The organism is Pedobacter suwonensis (genome assembly GCF_900111825.1).
GTDB lineage: Bacteria > Bacteroidota > Bacteroidia > Sphingobacteriales > Sphingobacteriaceae > Pedobacter > Pedobacter suwonensis.
Window position 1 is genome coordinate 70664 of the sequence record NZ_FOJM01000001.1, and the last position, 15934, is coordinate 86597.

Genomic DNA, 15934 nt, shown 5'->3' on the forward strand with positions numbered 1-15934 from the left:
GTAATTCCAAATTTATTTTAAAATTTATTTTTATGTCAAATATTTCAAATAATTTAAAGTACCTCAGGAAGAAAAAAGGCCTTACGCAGCAAAATTTCGCTGATATTATGGAAATCAAGAGATCGCTTATCGGGGCTTACGAGGAAGACCGGGCGGAACCTAAATATGATTTGCTAAAAAAAATAGCTGAATACTTTGATCTGACCATTGATGAATTCATTAATGAAAAAATATCTGACAGCTGGAAACCTAAGCCAAAAAGCCAGGGATCTAACCTTCGGGTGCTAAGCATTTCTGTAGATCAGAACGACCGCGAAAACATCGAATTGGTTCCGGTTAAAGCAAGTGCCGGTTATTTAAACGGGTTTTCAGATCCGCAGTACATTAGCGATTTGCCTAAATTTCAACTTCCATTGCCTGCGTTAAGACAAGGTACTTTCAGGGCTTTTGAAATCATGGGCGATAGTATGTTACCGGTACAACCGGGAAGCATCATTATCGGCGAGTACCTCGATAACTGGAATGAAGTAAAAACCGGTGAAACCTATATTGTGATCAGTAAAAATGAAGGGGTAGTATATAAAAGAGCAGGTAACCGTTTCAGGGAAAATAAGGATTTGAAACTGATATCAGATAATAAAGTATATGATCCTTACACCATTGCAGCAGATGATATTCTGGAAATATGGAAAGCCAAGGCATATATATCTACATCATTACCTGAGCCTGCCCCAGATCCAACAATGGAAACACTGACACAAATGATGGCGCAGATGCAGAAATCAATTTCTCAATTGAATAAGAATTAACATTTTTTTAACAAGTGCCAATTAAACTGTTTGTAATTTTTTATATCTATTGATTTAAAAACACATAAAAAAACATAACATGAAAAAGGCAATTTTAACAGTGGCAATTGCGGTAATGGGTTTAACCGCTACATTTGCGCAAGACACAACAAAACACGCAAGACGGGCAATGCCTAAAATGACGGCTGAACAAAGAGCAGAAAAGGTGACCTCAAGATTGGAAAAACAGCTTAACCTGACCGCTGATCAAAAAAGTAAGATTTACGCTATTGAGTTGGAAAATGCAAAGAAATTGGAAGCCTGGAGATCTGCTGATAAAGGCGATATGAAAGGCAAGATGAAAGAACGTAAAGCAGCAATGGATGAGCAAAAATCTAAAATAGATGCTATTTTAACTGCTGATCAGAAAACTAAAATGGATGCTTTCCGTGCAGAGGCGAAAGAAAGAGTTGAGAAAATGAGAAAAAGCATGGGTACAAGAGGAAAAAGAGATAAAGAACCTGTCGTTTCCAATCCTCCTGCACAAGGGTAAATAGTAAAGCAGTAATTAATTATATTTTGGAAAGCGTTTCGATTATTCGGGACGCTTTTTTTACTTTTGGGCGATGCGTAAAGTTGAACAGTTTATTAGCGGTAAGCTTCAGGAACGGAAAGATAAACTTTCGATCAGGAATTTATCGATAAACATCCCTCCTGTTGATTTTTGTTCCAACGATTATCTGGGTTTTGCCAGATCTGGTGAATTAAAGGATAGGATGAATACTACCCTCGCCTCCATGCCACATCACCTGAACGGCGCCGGTGGTTCAAGATTATTAAGCGGAAATACCAGGTTTACCGAAGAGACAGAGCAGTTCATCGCCGATTTTCACCAGGCCGAAAGCGGATTGATCTTTAATTCAGGGTATGATGCCAACGTAGGGCTGTTATCCAGCGTTCCACAACGTGGCGATACTATAATTACAGATGAACTGATTCATGCAAGTATCATCGATGGCTGTAGATTAAGCCATGCTACACGATTTAAATTTTATCATAACGATATAAACGATCTGGAAAGCAAACTGAAACTGGCAAAAGGAAACATATTCGTTGTGGTAGAAAGCGTTTATTCTATGGACGGGGATATAGCCCCGTTACCGGCCATATCAAATCTTTGTGAGCGGTATGATGCTAATCTGATTGTAGATGAAGCCCACGCCACCGGTATTTTTGGCGCAAAAGGTCAGGGATTAATCAATCACTTTAACTTAACTGAGGGCGTATTTGCGCGTATTGTAACATTCGGTAAAGCATTGGGGGTACACGGAGCGGTCGTTTTAGGAAGTAAAAACCTTCGCCACTATCTTATTAATTTTGCCAGATCATTCATTTACACTACAGCTGCACCCATTCATAATATCGTTGCGGTTAATTGCGCATATCAATATTTGTGTGAAATTGATCATCAGTTAATTCATCAAAGAATTACCGTATTCAGAAAAGCATTAAAAGAACATCATATTAAAGCACTTGATAGCGAAAGCACCATCCAGGGAGTTTTATTTTCATCAAATGAAGCAACCAAAAAAGCCGCCGCCAGCTTACAAAGCAAAGGCTTTGATGTAAGGGCAATATTGAGTCCTACAGTAGCGACAGGTAAAGAAAGGCTCCGGATCTGCCTTCATACGTATAATACCGACGAAGAAATTAAGTTACTGGTTAATCACCTCAAAGAATTAAATTAAATGAATAAATATTTTATTACCGGTATTGGGACAGGTATCGGAAAAACATTGGTTAGTGCTATTTTGACTGAAAAATTAAAAGCCGATTATTGGAAACCCATTCAGTCTGGAGACTTGGAAACCAGCGATAGCATAACAATAAATAGTTTAGTGAGTAATAGCCGTACCGTTATACATCCTGAAAGCTACAGATTAACACAGCCCCTATCACCACATTTATCAGCCAGATTAGATGGTATTGAAATAGACCTTAATCAAATTAATCTTCCTGAAACGAACAACAACTTAATTATTGAGGGTGCTGGCGGATTAATGGTACCTCTAAACGAAACGGAGCTGATTGTAGACCTGATCAAAAAACTGGAAGTAGAAGTAATATTGGTTTCACAAAATTATCTGGGCAGTATTAACCACACCTTACTATCGGTCAATTTACTCAGGCAATACGAAATTCCTGTTAAAGGAATCATTTTTAATGGTACTGAGAATGAAGAAACCGAAAGATATATCTTTCAGTATACCAAAATAAAAAAGCTAGGCTACATACCTGGCTTAGATCAGATTGATAAAGCGCATATTGCTTCAGTCGGAGAAAATATAGTGATTTAATGATCAGCATTGGTCGAGATCTGTTCGATCTCGACCAATAAACATTTAATCTGCCATTAATCAGTAATCTCAACAAGCAATTATTTTGCCTGCACTAAAATATCCGGATAATCAGAAATAATTCCGTCTACCTGTAAAGCCTTTAGTTTCTGAATATCGGACAGGGTATTTGCCGTCCATGGAATAATTTTGACACTATCTGCATGTGCCTTTTTAACCAGTTCTTCGTTTACCATTTGCCATAGCGGACTTAATATAAATGGTTTAAATCCCAGATCGGCAATATTTGCTTCATATGTTTTTTTATTGGCTACCAAAAAAGAAGTTTTTATTTTTGGGTATTTCTCATGGATAATCTGAATTGTCCTTTTATCAAAAGATTGTATTACCACGAAATCTGAAATTTTTTTCTTGATGATTACATCCATCAAAAGCTTGACAAATTTATCCGGATCAGGATTGGTTACCCCATCACCACCTTGGCTGCACTTCGTTTCGATGTTATAGAAAAACTGTTTGCGTTTGTTATGTTTAATATCGCTTTGTACGGCGTCAATCAAATCAGAAAGTAAAGGTAAATGTGTCTTTATTTTCTGCTGCTGCGGGAATTGCGCAAAATATTTAGTGCCCAGGTCAAACTGTTTAATGTCGGCATAGTCCATTCCAAAAATGCAGTATTTTCTGGCATCTGTTTCCGGAATATCTTTTCCATCAGGTGTAAGCATAAAAGCCGGGCTCAGGTAATCATCGTGTGTAACCACCACCTTACCATCTTTGGAAATATGTGTATCCATTTCCAAAGTGGTAATGCCATCAATTTTAATTGCATTTAACATCGCCTCAATGCTGTTCTCTGGCATTAAACCCCGTCCACCCCGGTGTGCTTCGGCACTGAATGCCGGAAATTTAACTTCCTGGCCTTGCGATTTTATGGCCAATGAAGCCAGAAGAATAACTACTGCTGTTTTTTTAAGGTTCATATCAAAAAAGGAATTTTAAAAGGTCTTAGTAAGTTAATTAGCTGTCGGATGGCAATATCCAACAGCACGATAATTAATTTTTAATGGTGTCAGATGTTATCATCTGACGGGATTGATTAAAAAAAGATTCTAATTTAAAGAGGACTATTTGTCGGTACCGCTTTCCGGATGGCTGGCATGACGACTAAGCATCAGCTTCGGCTTCAAATTTTTCTCCAAAACGATCCGTGGCCACTACTTTTACCTTTTTAACCGATGGGCTAAAATGGGCTAAAAACAAATGGTCTGTAGACACCGGCTCAACAAATGGTCTGGGGTTTGGCAATTTATCACCCTGGTACAATTTTACCGATAAAGGATCGAATCCATCCTGAATGGCCAGAGCGCCCATCGCCTTTCCGTCTAAGAAGTATTCTACTTTCCATTCAGGATCATAATTCCAAACATTTGCGATTAGTCTTTTTTGATTGGTAAGCGTATCTACATAGATACTCAACTGTTTTTTACGGTCTTCACCGGTTGACTTATAATACCATTTCAACACCGTTCCATCTACCTCATAAACACCATAACCACGCGGTGTCCCGTCGCCACAAATGGGACCTGTCCACCAGCCACCACATACTGTACCATGGTTATGTTCATAAATGCCGTTTTTAATTACATTTTTATTAAAGTGTGTATGGCCTGACATGATATGCACATTTTTGAAATCTTTTAAAACAGCATAAAAATCATCGTTGTTTTTTACCGAGTTATGTACAGGAATATGTAGGCAAACAATAAGAAGAGCATCTTTCGGAACAAACTGTAAATCTTTAGTCAGCCATGCTAATTGTGTTGGGGTAATGTAACCATCATAAGTCCGCTCTACACCAAGGTAGCGCACGTCATCTAAAATTACATAGTGGGCCTTTCCCCTATTAAAAGAGTAATAGGTTGGCCCGTAATGCGCCTGAAATGTACGGTCTGAAGTATCATCATCACCCATGCGGTAATCCATATCATGGTTACCCAGGCATTGAAAAAACGGAATACCAATCTGCGCAATTGCCTCATCATACGCTGGAAAAAGCGCTAAGTTGTCCCATACCAGGTCACCTACACCAATGCCATGAACAGGTGTTTTTCCCATTCCTTTTACGACCTCCCGCGTATCAGGCACCGAAGTTTCCATCATTTGTTGCACATCTTTTTTGGTTTTTACCTGTGGATCGGCCCAAATGATAAAATTGTGTTTGTTATCATTCTGTTTTAGTGGTTTGAGATCGAAGTTTAGTTTACCTGCCGTATCTGGCTTATAATAATGGCGGGCAATGCTGCTTTCGGTCTGAAATTCATAACCTGATGGTGTACTGATCCATACAAAACGGGCCAGTTCGTGAAGTTTTAGTTCGTAATTACCACTTCTGTCAGTTTGTACTACGCTATAGCCGTCAGAAATGACAACGCCGGCCACGGCTTTACCTTTACTGGTTACAGTACCGCTTACCAGACCATCAACAGCGAATAACGATGAGGGAAAGGATTTTAAGCTAACAAATAAAGTGGAGGTTAATAAAGTTGATTTTTGTATAAATGATCTTCTGTTCATGTTGACGTAAAATTGGGATTACAAGCCACAAAGAAAACGCATGGCTTTCTTTGTGGTTAGGATAGTTTATTTCAATCTGGTTGGTGGAATGGTGTCTGTGCGAATATATTCTCCGGTCACCGCATTTATAATTCTCACCAAAGATGTGCCTTCAATATCTTCGAGGGTTGATGAAGTATTAAGGTCAATATCCGATTGGCTTCTGGCTTTGACCCATTTACCCAATGATGGGTTGTAAATACCACCAAGTTTATTCCAGAAACCTTGATCGGCAGGGAGCTGATAATTGAAGCACAACGTATTTTCACCGCTTCTGTAATATGGTTGAGGGGCAAGTGTAATCGGATTGATCTTATCGTAAAAGTCGGTATTGGCAATTTTGTAGCCTGCCGAAGGCGCATTGTACAAACTGCCGCCACTACCTATAAAAATCACATCTATTGGTGCCGTATTCACGTTAACCGTTGTACCTTCAAAAATGGCAAAGCCTGAGGCATTTCCCGAGTTGGCAAATAACCCTGATGTATATAAACCAAAACCATCTCCATTACCTGCAGGTGCTTCAGCAGGAGTAGCTAAAGTATAATTTTTAGCCTTGATCCAATTGGCGGATGCAATTGATTTTGATTTTGATCCATTGATCATCTTAGAAGATCCGCCTACATAAAAGAATGTGCCCTTTGCTGCTTTACCAGAAGTTAAATCAAATTTGTAGGTTCTCGCTACTAATCCTGTCGGGTTTTTCAATGCGTCAGCACCGGTTGCCCACCCTTTTATCGGGAACACGCCTGTTGGCGATGATGCACCTGCGTTGTTTGTTACTACTACGCAGAAAGGAGTCACCGAAAAATCAATATCCCTGGTGGCCATAAATTGCATGTATTCATAATTTCCATCACCGCCCTCAGCATCAGCCATATAACCTGTTATAATAGCCGAAGCAATATCTGGTGTAGAACTCAAAGCAACCGCATCCTTGATGGTACGCATTCTATGGTGCGGTTTTAACGTTCCGTTTGCGGTAACGGTGTTAAAAATGATTCCATAATAATTTCCGTTGAAATTAAGTCCGCCCGTGTTGGCAAAAGTGGCCGTTGCCTCCGTGTGCAGGGTAAAATTATCAAAACCGTCGTTGATGGTTTTATCACCCGCATAAGTATCATTAGGGCCGGCGCCAGGCTCAAATCCAGCTTTTACAATCGCAACCAGGGTACTTTCGTAATCGTTAGGTTTGGCCAGTATAAAACTACTTCCTACCCGGTTGGGTGGAATCGGCACATTGGATGCGATTTTGGTAACCGCACTGGCCGGAACACCCGTAACCTGCAAAATTCCATCTACCCTTTTTAAGACTCCGCCTTCAACTCTTATCCCAACAGAGTCGCCCGGAACATATTTCGAGGCATCAGCACCGATGGCAACAGAGATACCTCTAATTAAGCCTAAACGTCTCCTGTCCTGTATAATAAGTAGGCCTTCAGGCAGGTTTTTACCCGAATGGTCTGATATCACTACGCCGGTTATGCTGCTCGATCCAAACATGTTCTCATTGGTAAGCGTAACATCTGATCCTTTATAAAGGTTCCTTAAATCATATAGTGGTACATAATCACCAATAACACCACCAGGATAATTTGATTTTTTACATCCAGACCATATTAAGGCCAGTGACAGAAAAGTTAAGCTATAGAATATTATCTTTTTCATTTTAATCATTTTTAATTGTGTGTTAAGGTTTTTGCCACCATACGTTGGTATTGATTGCGTCAGGTCCCTGCTCTGCTACGGCCAGTTGGTAATTTGTTGGATTTGCAGACTGTACATACACCGGATAAGTCATCCGTGCCGGCATTACCCCGCCATTTCTTAACCCTGGCCCCTTTGGCAGAACCGGATGACCGGTACGGCGGTATTCGAACCATTGCTGCATATCAACAAGAAATAGTGCAAAGTACTTCTGCAGGTGTATCTGCTCCATTTTACCTTCCGTAGATTGGGTATTGTCCCAATCGATATCCGCATCGGTAACATATTTGGTAAATGCTGCTGATGTAGTTGAAGTGGTAAATGCAGGTACCCAATAGTTAATGGCATTGGCAATGCCAGCATTATAATAATTGGCCGCTGACCCTTTGATCCAGCCTTTTACTGCAGCTTCAGCCAAAATAAACTGAAGCTCCGCATAGTTCATCAAAATGCCTGTTTTAGGCGATTGCTGTAAAGATCTTGCACCATAAGTGCTGCTGCCAAGGGCCTGATCATATGAATAAAAATAAGCCTGTTTTACCACCCCGGCACCAACGGCATAACCGCTTGGCACACCTGAATATCCTTGTGGCCCCTGCGCAATTCCTAACCGGTTTGCTCCTCCATCACCATTTGGCGAATTGGCATCAATACGCGGATCAGCCCAGTCTCTTAAGTGCTCGATAAAAAAGCTTCCAATTGCCGGAGATCTGAAATCCTGTACCCTAACCCCATTTACATAAGGATTTACATAAGGATCTGTTCCGGTTAAACCAGTCCATGGTAAAGTTGCCGATTCGCTATTGTTTGCCATGACCGGATAATCGCCAGGATTGGTATCTACAATTTCCTTGATCTTGGCAATTGCCTGTGCCGAAACTTCCGGTTTGCCCGATACCCTCAGCAATAATCTTAAATACAGTGAATTACAGAATTTCCGCCATTTGGCTATATTCCCTTTAAATACCGGATCGCTTGACGGGGTTATCGCAACGCCTGAACTTAACAAGGTATTGGCTTCCTCCAGTTTCTTAAACATATCCAGATAAATATCTTTCTGTTTATCAAACTTAGGCTCTAAAACGCCGCTGCTGCCCTCGTTGGATTGAAAATATGGGATATCGCCATAAGTGTCTGATAACATGGAGTAAACCCATGATTGGCAAACCAAAGAAATGCCCTGATATGATTTGTTTTCCATGCCGGGTTTACTTGCTAATTTGTAAATATCTTTAAAGTTGGTAAGCTGAACATACCAGGCATTCCATAAATAGTCAGAAAAGGTGCTTCTGTATTCGTACCTAAAAACGGTTCCGTCACCATCGCTGATACTGACCGTTACCTGCATCAGTTCGTTATTAAAATTACGGTTACGAACCATTCCGCTGGTTAAAGTATTCACCAGTGCCGGAGCCAATAATTTATCAGGTGTGGTGGACAGGATATTGATCGGATCGGTGTTAACTTCCTGAAAGTTTTTATCGCATGATGAAAGTGTAGTAGCCGATACCATTAAACCTGCAATAATTTTATATAGATTCTTTTTCATGTTTTAAAAGATTATATGCCAATTGATAAATTGAAACCAAAAGTTCTGGTTGATGGGAACTGACCGATCTCAAAACCGGTAACGATATCAGAACCGCTAAGCGTTCCAAATTCCGGATCAAACATAGGCCATGGCGACCATATGAAAAGATTACGGCCATAAACCCCAAAAGTTGCGGAGGAGAGACCAATCCTTTTGAGAAAACGTGGATTGAACCTATAATTTAAAGAAGCTTCCCTAAATTTAATAAAATCGGTACTGAAAGTACTACCCTCTGCGTTATCCGTACCGGCATGCGAGCGGTAATATTCATCAATATCATAAGCAACTGTCGTATTTGGCACATAAGAGCCATCTGCCAGCTGAACTACACCATTACCTATAATACCATTATATCTTCCCGGCAGTGTGCTGGTTAATTTACCCTGCTCAACCATTTTGTAGTTTAATAAAGAGTGTGCAACTGCACCTATCTGCGCATCGAACAGCACGTTTAAACTGATATTTCTATAAGCAAAAGTACTTCCGATACTGAATTTGTATTTAGGCATGGTATTGCCCAGGTAAACCACGTCATTGGTGATTTTGGCAAATCCTGTGGTAGCATCGTAAACTACATTACCCTGTGGGTCGCGCAAATATCCCCTGCCATATAAATCACCCATACTACCGCCCACCTTAGCCACAATCTGGCCACCTGCAACCGGACCGGTACGCAGGATAATCGAACTATCTGTTAAGGCTTTAATTACATTTTTGTTCGAAGCAAAAGTGGCATTCATGGTCCATTTAAAACCGCTTTTGGTAACAACAGGTGTTCCATTTAAGGCTACTTCAACACCACTATTGTTTACCTGCCCTGCATTGATCAATGCCTGGTTATAGCCTGTTGAACGGTCAATGATTCTGGTTAGAATCTGATTTTTGGTATTTCCGGCGTAAACAGCAACATCAAAACCTAACCTGCCTTTAAATAAACTTACTTCAGTGCCTACTTCATAGGTGGTAGTTTTAAGCGGTTTTAAGTTTTCGTTTGGTAAAATGGTTGGATTTACAAGCGAGCTGTCAGGATAAGTGCCATTAGACGCCAGTGAATAGGTATAGGCTGTACGATAAGGCGTGGTGCCACCGCTACCAACCTGCGAAACTGATGCCCTTAACTTAGCAAAGCTAACTGCTTTAGGCAGTTTGAAGAATTCTGAAAGCACAAAACTGGTGCTGATTGCCGGATAGAAAAACCCAACATTATCTGTCCTGGTGGCCGTAGCCAATACACTGCTCCAGTCTTTACGTCCGGTAAGCTCCACATACCAGTAGTTTTTGTAGTTGGTAGATAAAACTCCATAAAAACTATTGATCCTATATCGGCTGGTATCTGGAATAGAAATTAAAGGATAAAGGTTGTTGGTTAATTCGTAAATATCCGGTACGATCAAACCATCGGCGCGTAAATCTGATTTGTTATATTTATTTCTTAACTCACTTCCACCAAAAGAAGCATTGATACTAAAGTTTTTATTGATTTTTTTATCGTACCTCAACAAGAAATCGATGTTGGTTTCCTGCGCATTGATGTGTTGTTGCCGGGTTGAACCTTTAGGTAACCGGCTACCGGCATCGTACGGACGATCCTGCGCGCGCCTTTCGTTTGAATAATCAATACTGGACCTTAATAATAGGCTCAGTTCCTTTGTAAACTGATAGCTAGCCTGAATATTCGCCGTGATGTTATTACGTCTTGTCCTATTGATAAACTCGTTAACAACTGCATAAGGGTTCTCAGGAAATGAACTGAACGGATATTTGATGACCTTATTTTCCTGTCCGTTTGCCCAATAGTTTTTGATCCAGTCCAAACTTGCATTCGGTTGCCAGAAAATAAACCAATACATCAACGATTGATTACCATAACCTGCACCAGGTAAGTTATCGCTAAAGCGGTTGCCATAATTGATTTTTGTGGCGATTTTTAATTTAGAGGTTACATCGGTATTGGTAGATAAGGTAAGCGTGGTACGCTCTATGCCAGTGTTGGGTACAATCCACGTATTGTTCTGGTTGGTAACCGAAAAGCGGGCTGTGGTATTTTTATAGCGGCCATCTAAACTCAGGGAATTGGTTAAATTGTCGCCGGTAGTGAAGAAATCCCTGATCTGGTTTTTATAAGGTACCCAGGGTGTTCTGGTTTTACCTGCAGTTTGTGTAACCGGATCGTACTGGAAAAACATCTGGCCATCAAAACGCGGTCCATAGGCAGAGCTGGTTCCGCTTGTACTTGCACCATCGGCACTTGCACCATAAGAATAATAGGCTGCACCATCTAATCCCTGGCCATATTCATATTGCATATCAGGCCAACGGTTTACCTGCTCAAAAGACCCGTTGGAAGTGAATCTGATGTTTACTTTCTTGTGTTTTGAACTTCCTGATTTGGTGGTGATAATAATGGCACCATTGGCGCCGCGCTGGCCGTACAAGGCCGCAGCTCCTGGTCCTTTCAATACCGTTACACTTTCAATATCTTCTGGGTTGATGTCGTTAATAGAGCTTCCGTAATCAGCCGGCATATTATCACTTCCGGTTCCATACACCCCATCAGAACTGTTGGCTGTACGTCTACCGCCGGAATTGTTGATTACTACTCCATCCAGCACAATCAAGGCTTCGTTATCACCTGTCAGGTTGTTTTCGCCCCTTAAAATGATTTTGTTTGAACCCGCCGGGCCGCTGTTTGATCTGATCAGGTTTAAACCGGCAACCTTGCCCGAAAGTGCATCTGTCCAGTTGGTAGAAACGGCTTCTGTTAACTGGTTGCTATCAATTTTTGTTACTGCATAGCCTAATGCTTTCTCCTGCCTTTTTATACCTAAAGCGGTAACTACCACCTCATTTAACGAATTGTCAGCTTGTACCAATTTAAAATTAACACGTGTAGTTGTGCCAACGTTAACCTTTACGTGCTGCTTTCTGGCAACTTCATAAGAAATAAATCTTGCTTCAACAGTATAAATGCCTTCGGCTACATTCAGGTTATATTCACCGTTGTTATTGGTTTGTCCAAGGATATTCAGTTCAACAATTTTAATGGTAGCAGCCGGAATAGGTTCGTTGTTTTCATCAACAACCTTACCGCTAATTTTACCGGTGTTGGTATTTTTTGCCGTAATAATGATATTCCCTGTAGAACTGGCTTTATAGGTAAAGGGCATTCCTTTTAGCAGCAGATCAAGTATTTCAAAAAGTGATCTTGTCCCTCTGGAAACATAAATCCTTTTCTGATCGTTGAGCTGGTTATTGTTATATGCAATATGATTGCCGCTCAGCTTTTCTAAATTTTCGAAAGCTTTTTTTAGGGTGATGCCGTCTGCTTCGAATAAAAATTTCTTATCGCTTTGTGCATAGGTATTTAGAGAGAAAGAGAGCAGATTTAACATCATTATGGCCATAATTACCATAATTCTTGTGGGATACTGATGGAAAATTTTAATCCATCGGGTATTAATTTTCATATCTTTACTAAGTTTTACTTTGTCAAATGAGTATACAGTTTTCAGGGCTTGAAATGTGTCCAGCATTTCGAGCCAATTTTCGGTTTAGTAATTTTATATCATATCTATCTTTATAGTTTGCCGTTAATAAATGATTAGTTTATTTTCATAGATGGTATATTTTGAGTCGGAAAGCTTAGCAATTACATCCATAATCTGCTTAACTGAACATTTATCAAATTTTGCAGTAAGTTTTACGCCTTTTAAAGCCTCCTTTTTAATTTCGATATCAAGATCATACTCGCGGGCGATCACCTCGGCTATTTCGATCAGGGGTTTATCGTGAAAAAAGATTTTGTATTCCCTCCAGCTGTCATAATCAACCGCATTTACCTGATGTTTATTAGCCTGTCCGTTACTGCTGTTGATGCTGAGTTGTTGATTTGGTAAAAGGAACTGTACTGGGGCGGCTTTACGTTTATCCTTAAATACAACTCCCACTTTACCCGTTTGTACGGTGATGGCGATATTTCCTGAGGACGGATAGGCATTGATATTAAATGAGGTGCCCAGCACAGTGGTGCTTACTTTTCCTGTATGTACAATAAAAGGCTGCTTGCTGCGGTGCTGTACATCAAAAAAAGCTTCACCCGATAGGTAGACAATACGTTTACCGGTATTAAAATTTAAAGCATACCGGATTTTACTATCCCCGTTTAAATAGATGTTGGAACCGTCGGGCAAAGTCACCAGTCTTTTCTGTCCACGTGGATTGTAAATTTCATGGTAAGCAATGGTTGCCGTTTTTTTGGGGTGAGAACGGGTAAGATAAAGTATTGGCAATACCGTAATCACCAGAATTGCGGCAGCTATTTTAAGATAGCGGTGGTATTTAATTTTCTTGATTAGTGGTGGTTGTTCAGTATTACTTTCAATATGTTGTTGGATGGCCAACCAGCTTTTTTGCTGGTTAACAGGTTTGTTAAGCGAATGATCTGCCGCTTCAAAAGCTTTTAGGGTTTCCCTGAAAATCTGCTGGTTTTCCTGGCTACTTTCTACCCAGGTCAATAAATCAGTTAAATCTTCTGTGCCGATGGTTTTCTTGCTGTAATCTTCTATTAATCTGTAGTAACGTTCGTCCATTTAGTGATGCGGTTCTGAATGTAAGACAGATTAATGCCTGCCGATACGTAGCGAAAAAGATCAAGTTATTGTTAACAAATCGTTAAGTATAAAGGGTTGCATATCCACCCAAATCAGTTCATGAGTTGAAGGCGTATTTCATCAGGTAATATGAATGTTTTCGGTTTGGAAATGAAAGGTCAGCAATTCATAGCCCCTGTCGACCTACAATTAATGGGCACCTACACGGGTGAAATAAGCCCGATTGTCGGGAGGAGAGCTTCCGATTCCTAATTTGGACTTGTACCAAATACCGTGGCTGAAGACCCCTATGGAAAACTGAACCAGCCTTTCCAAAAACTAATGCAAATAATATTTGGATAAATGATCTTTTTAGGACGATTGCGTTCAATCCTATGCTTCTCCAGAAATAACAAAATAGAATTAAATAGCCGATCGGTCCGCAGTAAGCAATTTGAAGTTTTTCACGGCCTGGTATAGTAAGGTTTCTACTGTTCTGGTCGTTATTCCTAGTAAATCGGCAATAATGCTTTTTTCCATCATATCTATGCGGCTCATTAAAAGCACCTCCCGTTGTCGGTCGGGCAACAGTTTAATCAAATCCATAATCTCGGAGTAAGATTCCCTGCTGGTAAGCTGCTCATGCGGGTTTAGATAAGTATCTGGATAATTAAGGGTCTCTTCACGGTCGTTTATACTCAATATATGGAATTTTATACGTTGAACTTCATTAAAGGCTAAGTTTTTTGCAGCAGTAAACAGGTATTTTTTGATGGATCTGATCTGCAAATCGTGTTTTTTGTCCCAGAGTTTCATAAAAAGATCCGCAATAAGCTCTTCGGCCCTATTGTAGTCTTTAATATAGATGGAGGTAAATTTACATAAAGCAGGATAATACCTGTTAAAAAGCGCTTCAAATGCCAGGCTATCTCTATTGATCATCAGAGACATTAAATCTTCATCACTTTTGCTTAAATATACATCCTTCATCTTGCGAGCAAAAGTAGCCCGCTAACGTTACGGTAATATTAAGCAAACTTTTACTTTAGGTTACCTATGTATTAATTGTGTTGGATTGGTAGTTGAAAAAGTGTTTCTTATACAGCCTGTTCAAAGAAAAATGACGCTCCAGAATGATCAATCCTACAACAGGGAATATCATGAGTTCGATAATGTTAAAAATGTAGAAGAGATAACCAATTACCAATATTAACCTGAAGCATTCCAGATAATAAATCCATTTGCGCTGTTCCAGTAATGCCCCTAAATTAATCAGCGTAAGCAGAATAAATGTAGATATGGCTACTTTGTTTACCAAAGTTAACGAGTTATAAAACATGGTAATGCCTGTAAGCATGGCAACAATGCCAACTAACTGTATATTTAAATAGGTTTTAAACCTGGGTTTGCCCTGATGATATTTTTTTTGCTGAGCATAACGTTCCTCCAAAACAGGCCTGATATTTTGATCCATTAATGCCGGACTGCCAAAAATAGCATTCCACTTGGCTTTAAACCCGTTTGCACGTTTATAGGCCTCTCCTATTTCCAGGTAATAATGAAAATGCTGCCAAAGGAAACTATAACTTTTGATAGGATGGGTTAAGCCATATTTTGGGGCCTCTTCTTCTTTTTGGAAAGTACCAAAAAGTTTATCCCAAAAAACAAACACATCACCATAATTTTTATCCAGGTATTTCTCATCGGAAGCATGATGAACGCCATGTAAAGAAGGCGTAATCAAGATATTTTCCAGCCAGCCTAATTTACCCACTAATTGTGTGTGTGTAAAAAATGAGTAGGCCCCGTGAGCTAAAAGTATGGTAATGATCATATTCGGGTGAAAACCCAATAAGGGTAATATACACCAGAATACATTACGGAAAATGGCCTGGATGGTGGTAATCCTCGCGGCTGCCGACAAATTAAATTCTTCGCTCTGGTGATGTACAATATGTGCAGCCCATAAGAAATTAATTTCATGACCCAACCTATGGTACCAATACCAGACAAAATCGGTTGAGAGCAGCAGCAATATCCAGACATACCAATGAGTAGAAATCTCGAAAATCGCATAGTTGGTATACACCCAGTTGTAGACCTGATAAAAACTGGCCGCAATAAACAAATTCAATAACCTTTCGGCAATGCCAACACTAAAATTTGCAACCGTACTCTCATATTTGAAGATTTTAGCTTTCTTTTGGTATTTGGCGATCTTAAATTCAATAAATACAAAAATAAAAAAAGCTGGAATAGCAAAGGCAAGGTAATTTACCGTCATAGAGT

Annotated in this window: 12 protein-coding genes; 4 read left to right on the forward strand and 8 right to left on the reverse strand. The window is 39.9% G+C overall.

Annotated features, from left to right (window positions below; all coding sequences use genetic code 11):
• Positions 1–32: 32 nt before the first annotated feature.
• The 4 genes from BM107_RS00315 to bioD all read left to right on the forward strand — a co-directional run bounded on the left by BM107_RS00315 (position 33) and on the right by bioD (position 3145).
• Positions 33–809: an XRE family transcriptional regulator gene (locus tag BM107_RS00315; RefSeq protein ID WP_090978991.1), complete on the forward strand. Its 777-nt coding sequence runs from the start codon at positions 33–35 to the stop codon at positions 807–809.
• A 79-nt stretch (positions 810–888) separates the two neighbouring features.
• The gene (locus BM107_RS00320; protein ID WP_090978994.1) at positions 889–1341 is read left to right on the forward strand and encodes a hypothetical protein; all 453 of its coding nucleotides are present in this window, start codon (positions 889–891) and stop codon (positions 1339–1341) included.
• Positions 1342–1414: 73 nt separating this feature from the next.
• Positions 1415–2536 carry an aminotransferase class I/II-fold pyridoxal phosphate-dependent enzyme gene (locus BM107_RS00325; RefSeq protein WP_090978997.1) on the forward strand — a complete coding sequence of 374 codons (1122 nt, stop codon included), beginning with the start codon at positions 1415–1417 and terminating at the stop codon, positions 2534–2536.
• A complete protein-coding gene (bioD, locus tag BM107_RS00330) occupies positions 2537–3145 on the forward strand; it encodes a dethiobiotin synthase (RefSeq protein ID WP_090979001.1) in 609 nt (202 codons plus the stop codon).
• An 80-nt stretch (positions 3146–3225) separates the two neighbouring features.
• Here bioD and BM107_RS00335 read toward each other — a convergent pair whose 3' ends face one another.
• The 8 genes from BM107_RS00335 to BM107_RS00370 form a co-directional block, all read right to left on the reverse strand.
• The gene (locus BM107_RS00335) at positions 3226–4125 is read right to left on the reverse strand and encodes a glycerophosphodiester phosphodiesterase family protein (RefSeq protein WP_090979004.1); all 900 of its coding nucleotides are present in this window, start codon (positions 4123–4125) and stop codon (positions 3226–3228) included.
• Between the two features lie 184 nt (positions 4126–4309).
• Positions 4310–5719: a calcineurin-like phosphoesterase C-terminal domain-containing protein gene (locus BM107_RS00340; RefSeq protein WP_090979007.1), complete on the reverse strand. Its 1410-nt coding sequence runs from the start codon at positions 5717–5719 to the stop codon at positions 4310–4312.
• Positions 5720–5785: 66 nt separating this feature from the next.
• Positions 5786–7426, reverse strand: coding sequence for a DUF5689 domain-containing protein (locus BM107_RS00345; RefSeq protein WP_090979939.1), 1641 nt, complete (start codon positions 7424–7426; stop codon positions 5786–5788).
• Positions 7427–7448: 22 nt separating this feature from the next.
• Positions 7449–9014: a SusD/RagB family nutrient-binding outer membrane lipoprotein gene (locus tag BM107_RS00350; RefSeq protein WP_090979010.1), complete on the reverse strand. Its 1566-nt coding sequence runs from the start codon at positions 9012–9014 to the stop codon at positions 7449–7451.
• A gap of 11 nt (positions 9015–9025) precedes the next feature.
• On the reverse strand, positions 9026–12523 hold the full coding sequence (locus tag BM107_RS00355; RefSeq protein WP_244278680.1) for a SusC/RagA family TonB-linked outer membrane protein: 3498 nt from the start codon (positions 12521–12523) through the stop codon (positions 9026–9028).
• A gap of 123 nt (positions 12524–12646) precedes the next feature.
• The gene (locus BM107_RS00360) at positions 12647–13645 is read right to left on the reverse strand and encodes a FecR family protein (protein WP_090979013.1); all 999 of its coding nucleotides are present in this window, start codon (positions 13643–13645) and stop codon (positions 12647–12649) included.
• Positions 13646–14068: 423 nt separating this feature from the next.
• On the reverse strand, positions 14069–14635 hold the full coding sequence (locus tag BM107_RS00365) for an RNA polymerase sigma factor (protein WP_090979016.1): 567 nt from the start codon (positions 14633–14635) through the stop codon (positions 14069–14071).
• Positions 14636–14699: 64 nt separating this feature from the next.
• Positions 14700–15929 carry a sterol desaturase family protein gene (locus BM107_RS00370; protein WP_090979019.1) on the reverse strand — a complete coding sequence of 410 codons (1230 nt, stop codon included), beginning with the start codon at positions 15927–15929 and terminating at the stop codon, positions 14700–14702.
• Positions 15930–15934 lie beyond the last annotated feature (5 nt).

Coding starts and splice junctions, on each gene's coding strand:
- BM107_RS00315 (WP_090978991.1), top strand. CDS start 33: ATGTCAAATATTTCAAATAATTTAAAGTACCTCAGGAAGAAAAAAGGC.
- BM107_RS00360 (WP_090979013.1), bottom strand. CDS start 13,645: ATGGACGAACGTTACTACAGATTAATAGAAGATTACAGCAAGAAAACC.
- BM107_RS00325 (WP_090978997.1), top strand. CDS start 1,415: ATGCGTAAAGTTGAACAGTTTATTAGCGGTAAGCTTCAGGAACGGAAA.
- BM107_RS00345 (WP_090979939.1), bottom strand. CDS start 7,426: ATGAAAAAGATAATATTCTATAGCTTAACTTTTCTGTCACTGGCCTTA.
- BM107_RS00340 (WP_090979007.1), bottom strand. CDS start 5,719: ATGAACAGAAGATCATTTATACAAAAATCAACTTTATTAACCTCCACT.
- bioD (WP_090979001.1), top strand. CDS start 2,537: ATGAATAAATATTTTATTACCGGTATTGGGACAGGTATCGGAAAAACA.
- BM107_RS00350 (WP_090979010.1), bottom strand. CDS start 9,014: ATGAAAAAGAATCTATATAAAATTATTGCAGGTTTAATGGTATCGGCT.
- BM107_RS00320 (WP_090978994.1), top strand. CDS start 889: ATGAAAAAGGCAATTTTAACAGTGGCAATTGCGGTAATGGGTTTAACC.
- BM107_RS00355 (WP_244278680.1), bottom strand. CDS start 12,523: ATGAAAATTAATACCCGATGGATTAAAATTTTCCATCAGTATCCCACA.
- BM107_RS00370 (WP_090979019.1), bottom strand. CDS start 15,929: ATGACGGTAAATTACCTTGCCTTTGCTATTCCAGCTTTTTTTATTTTT.
- BM107_RS00365 (WP_090979016.1), bottom strand. CDS start 14,635: ATGAAGGATGTATATTTAAGCAAAAGTGATGAAGATTTAATGTCTCTG.
- BM107_RS00335 (WP_090979004.1), bottom strand. CDS start 4,125: ATGAACCTTAAAAAAACAGCAGTAGTTATTCTTCTGGCTTCATTGGCC.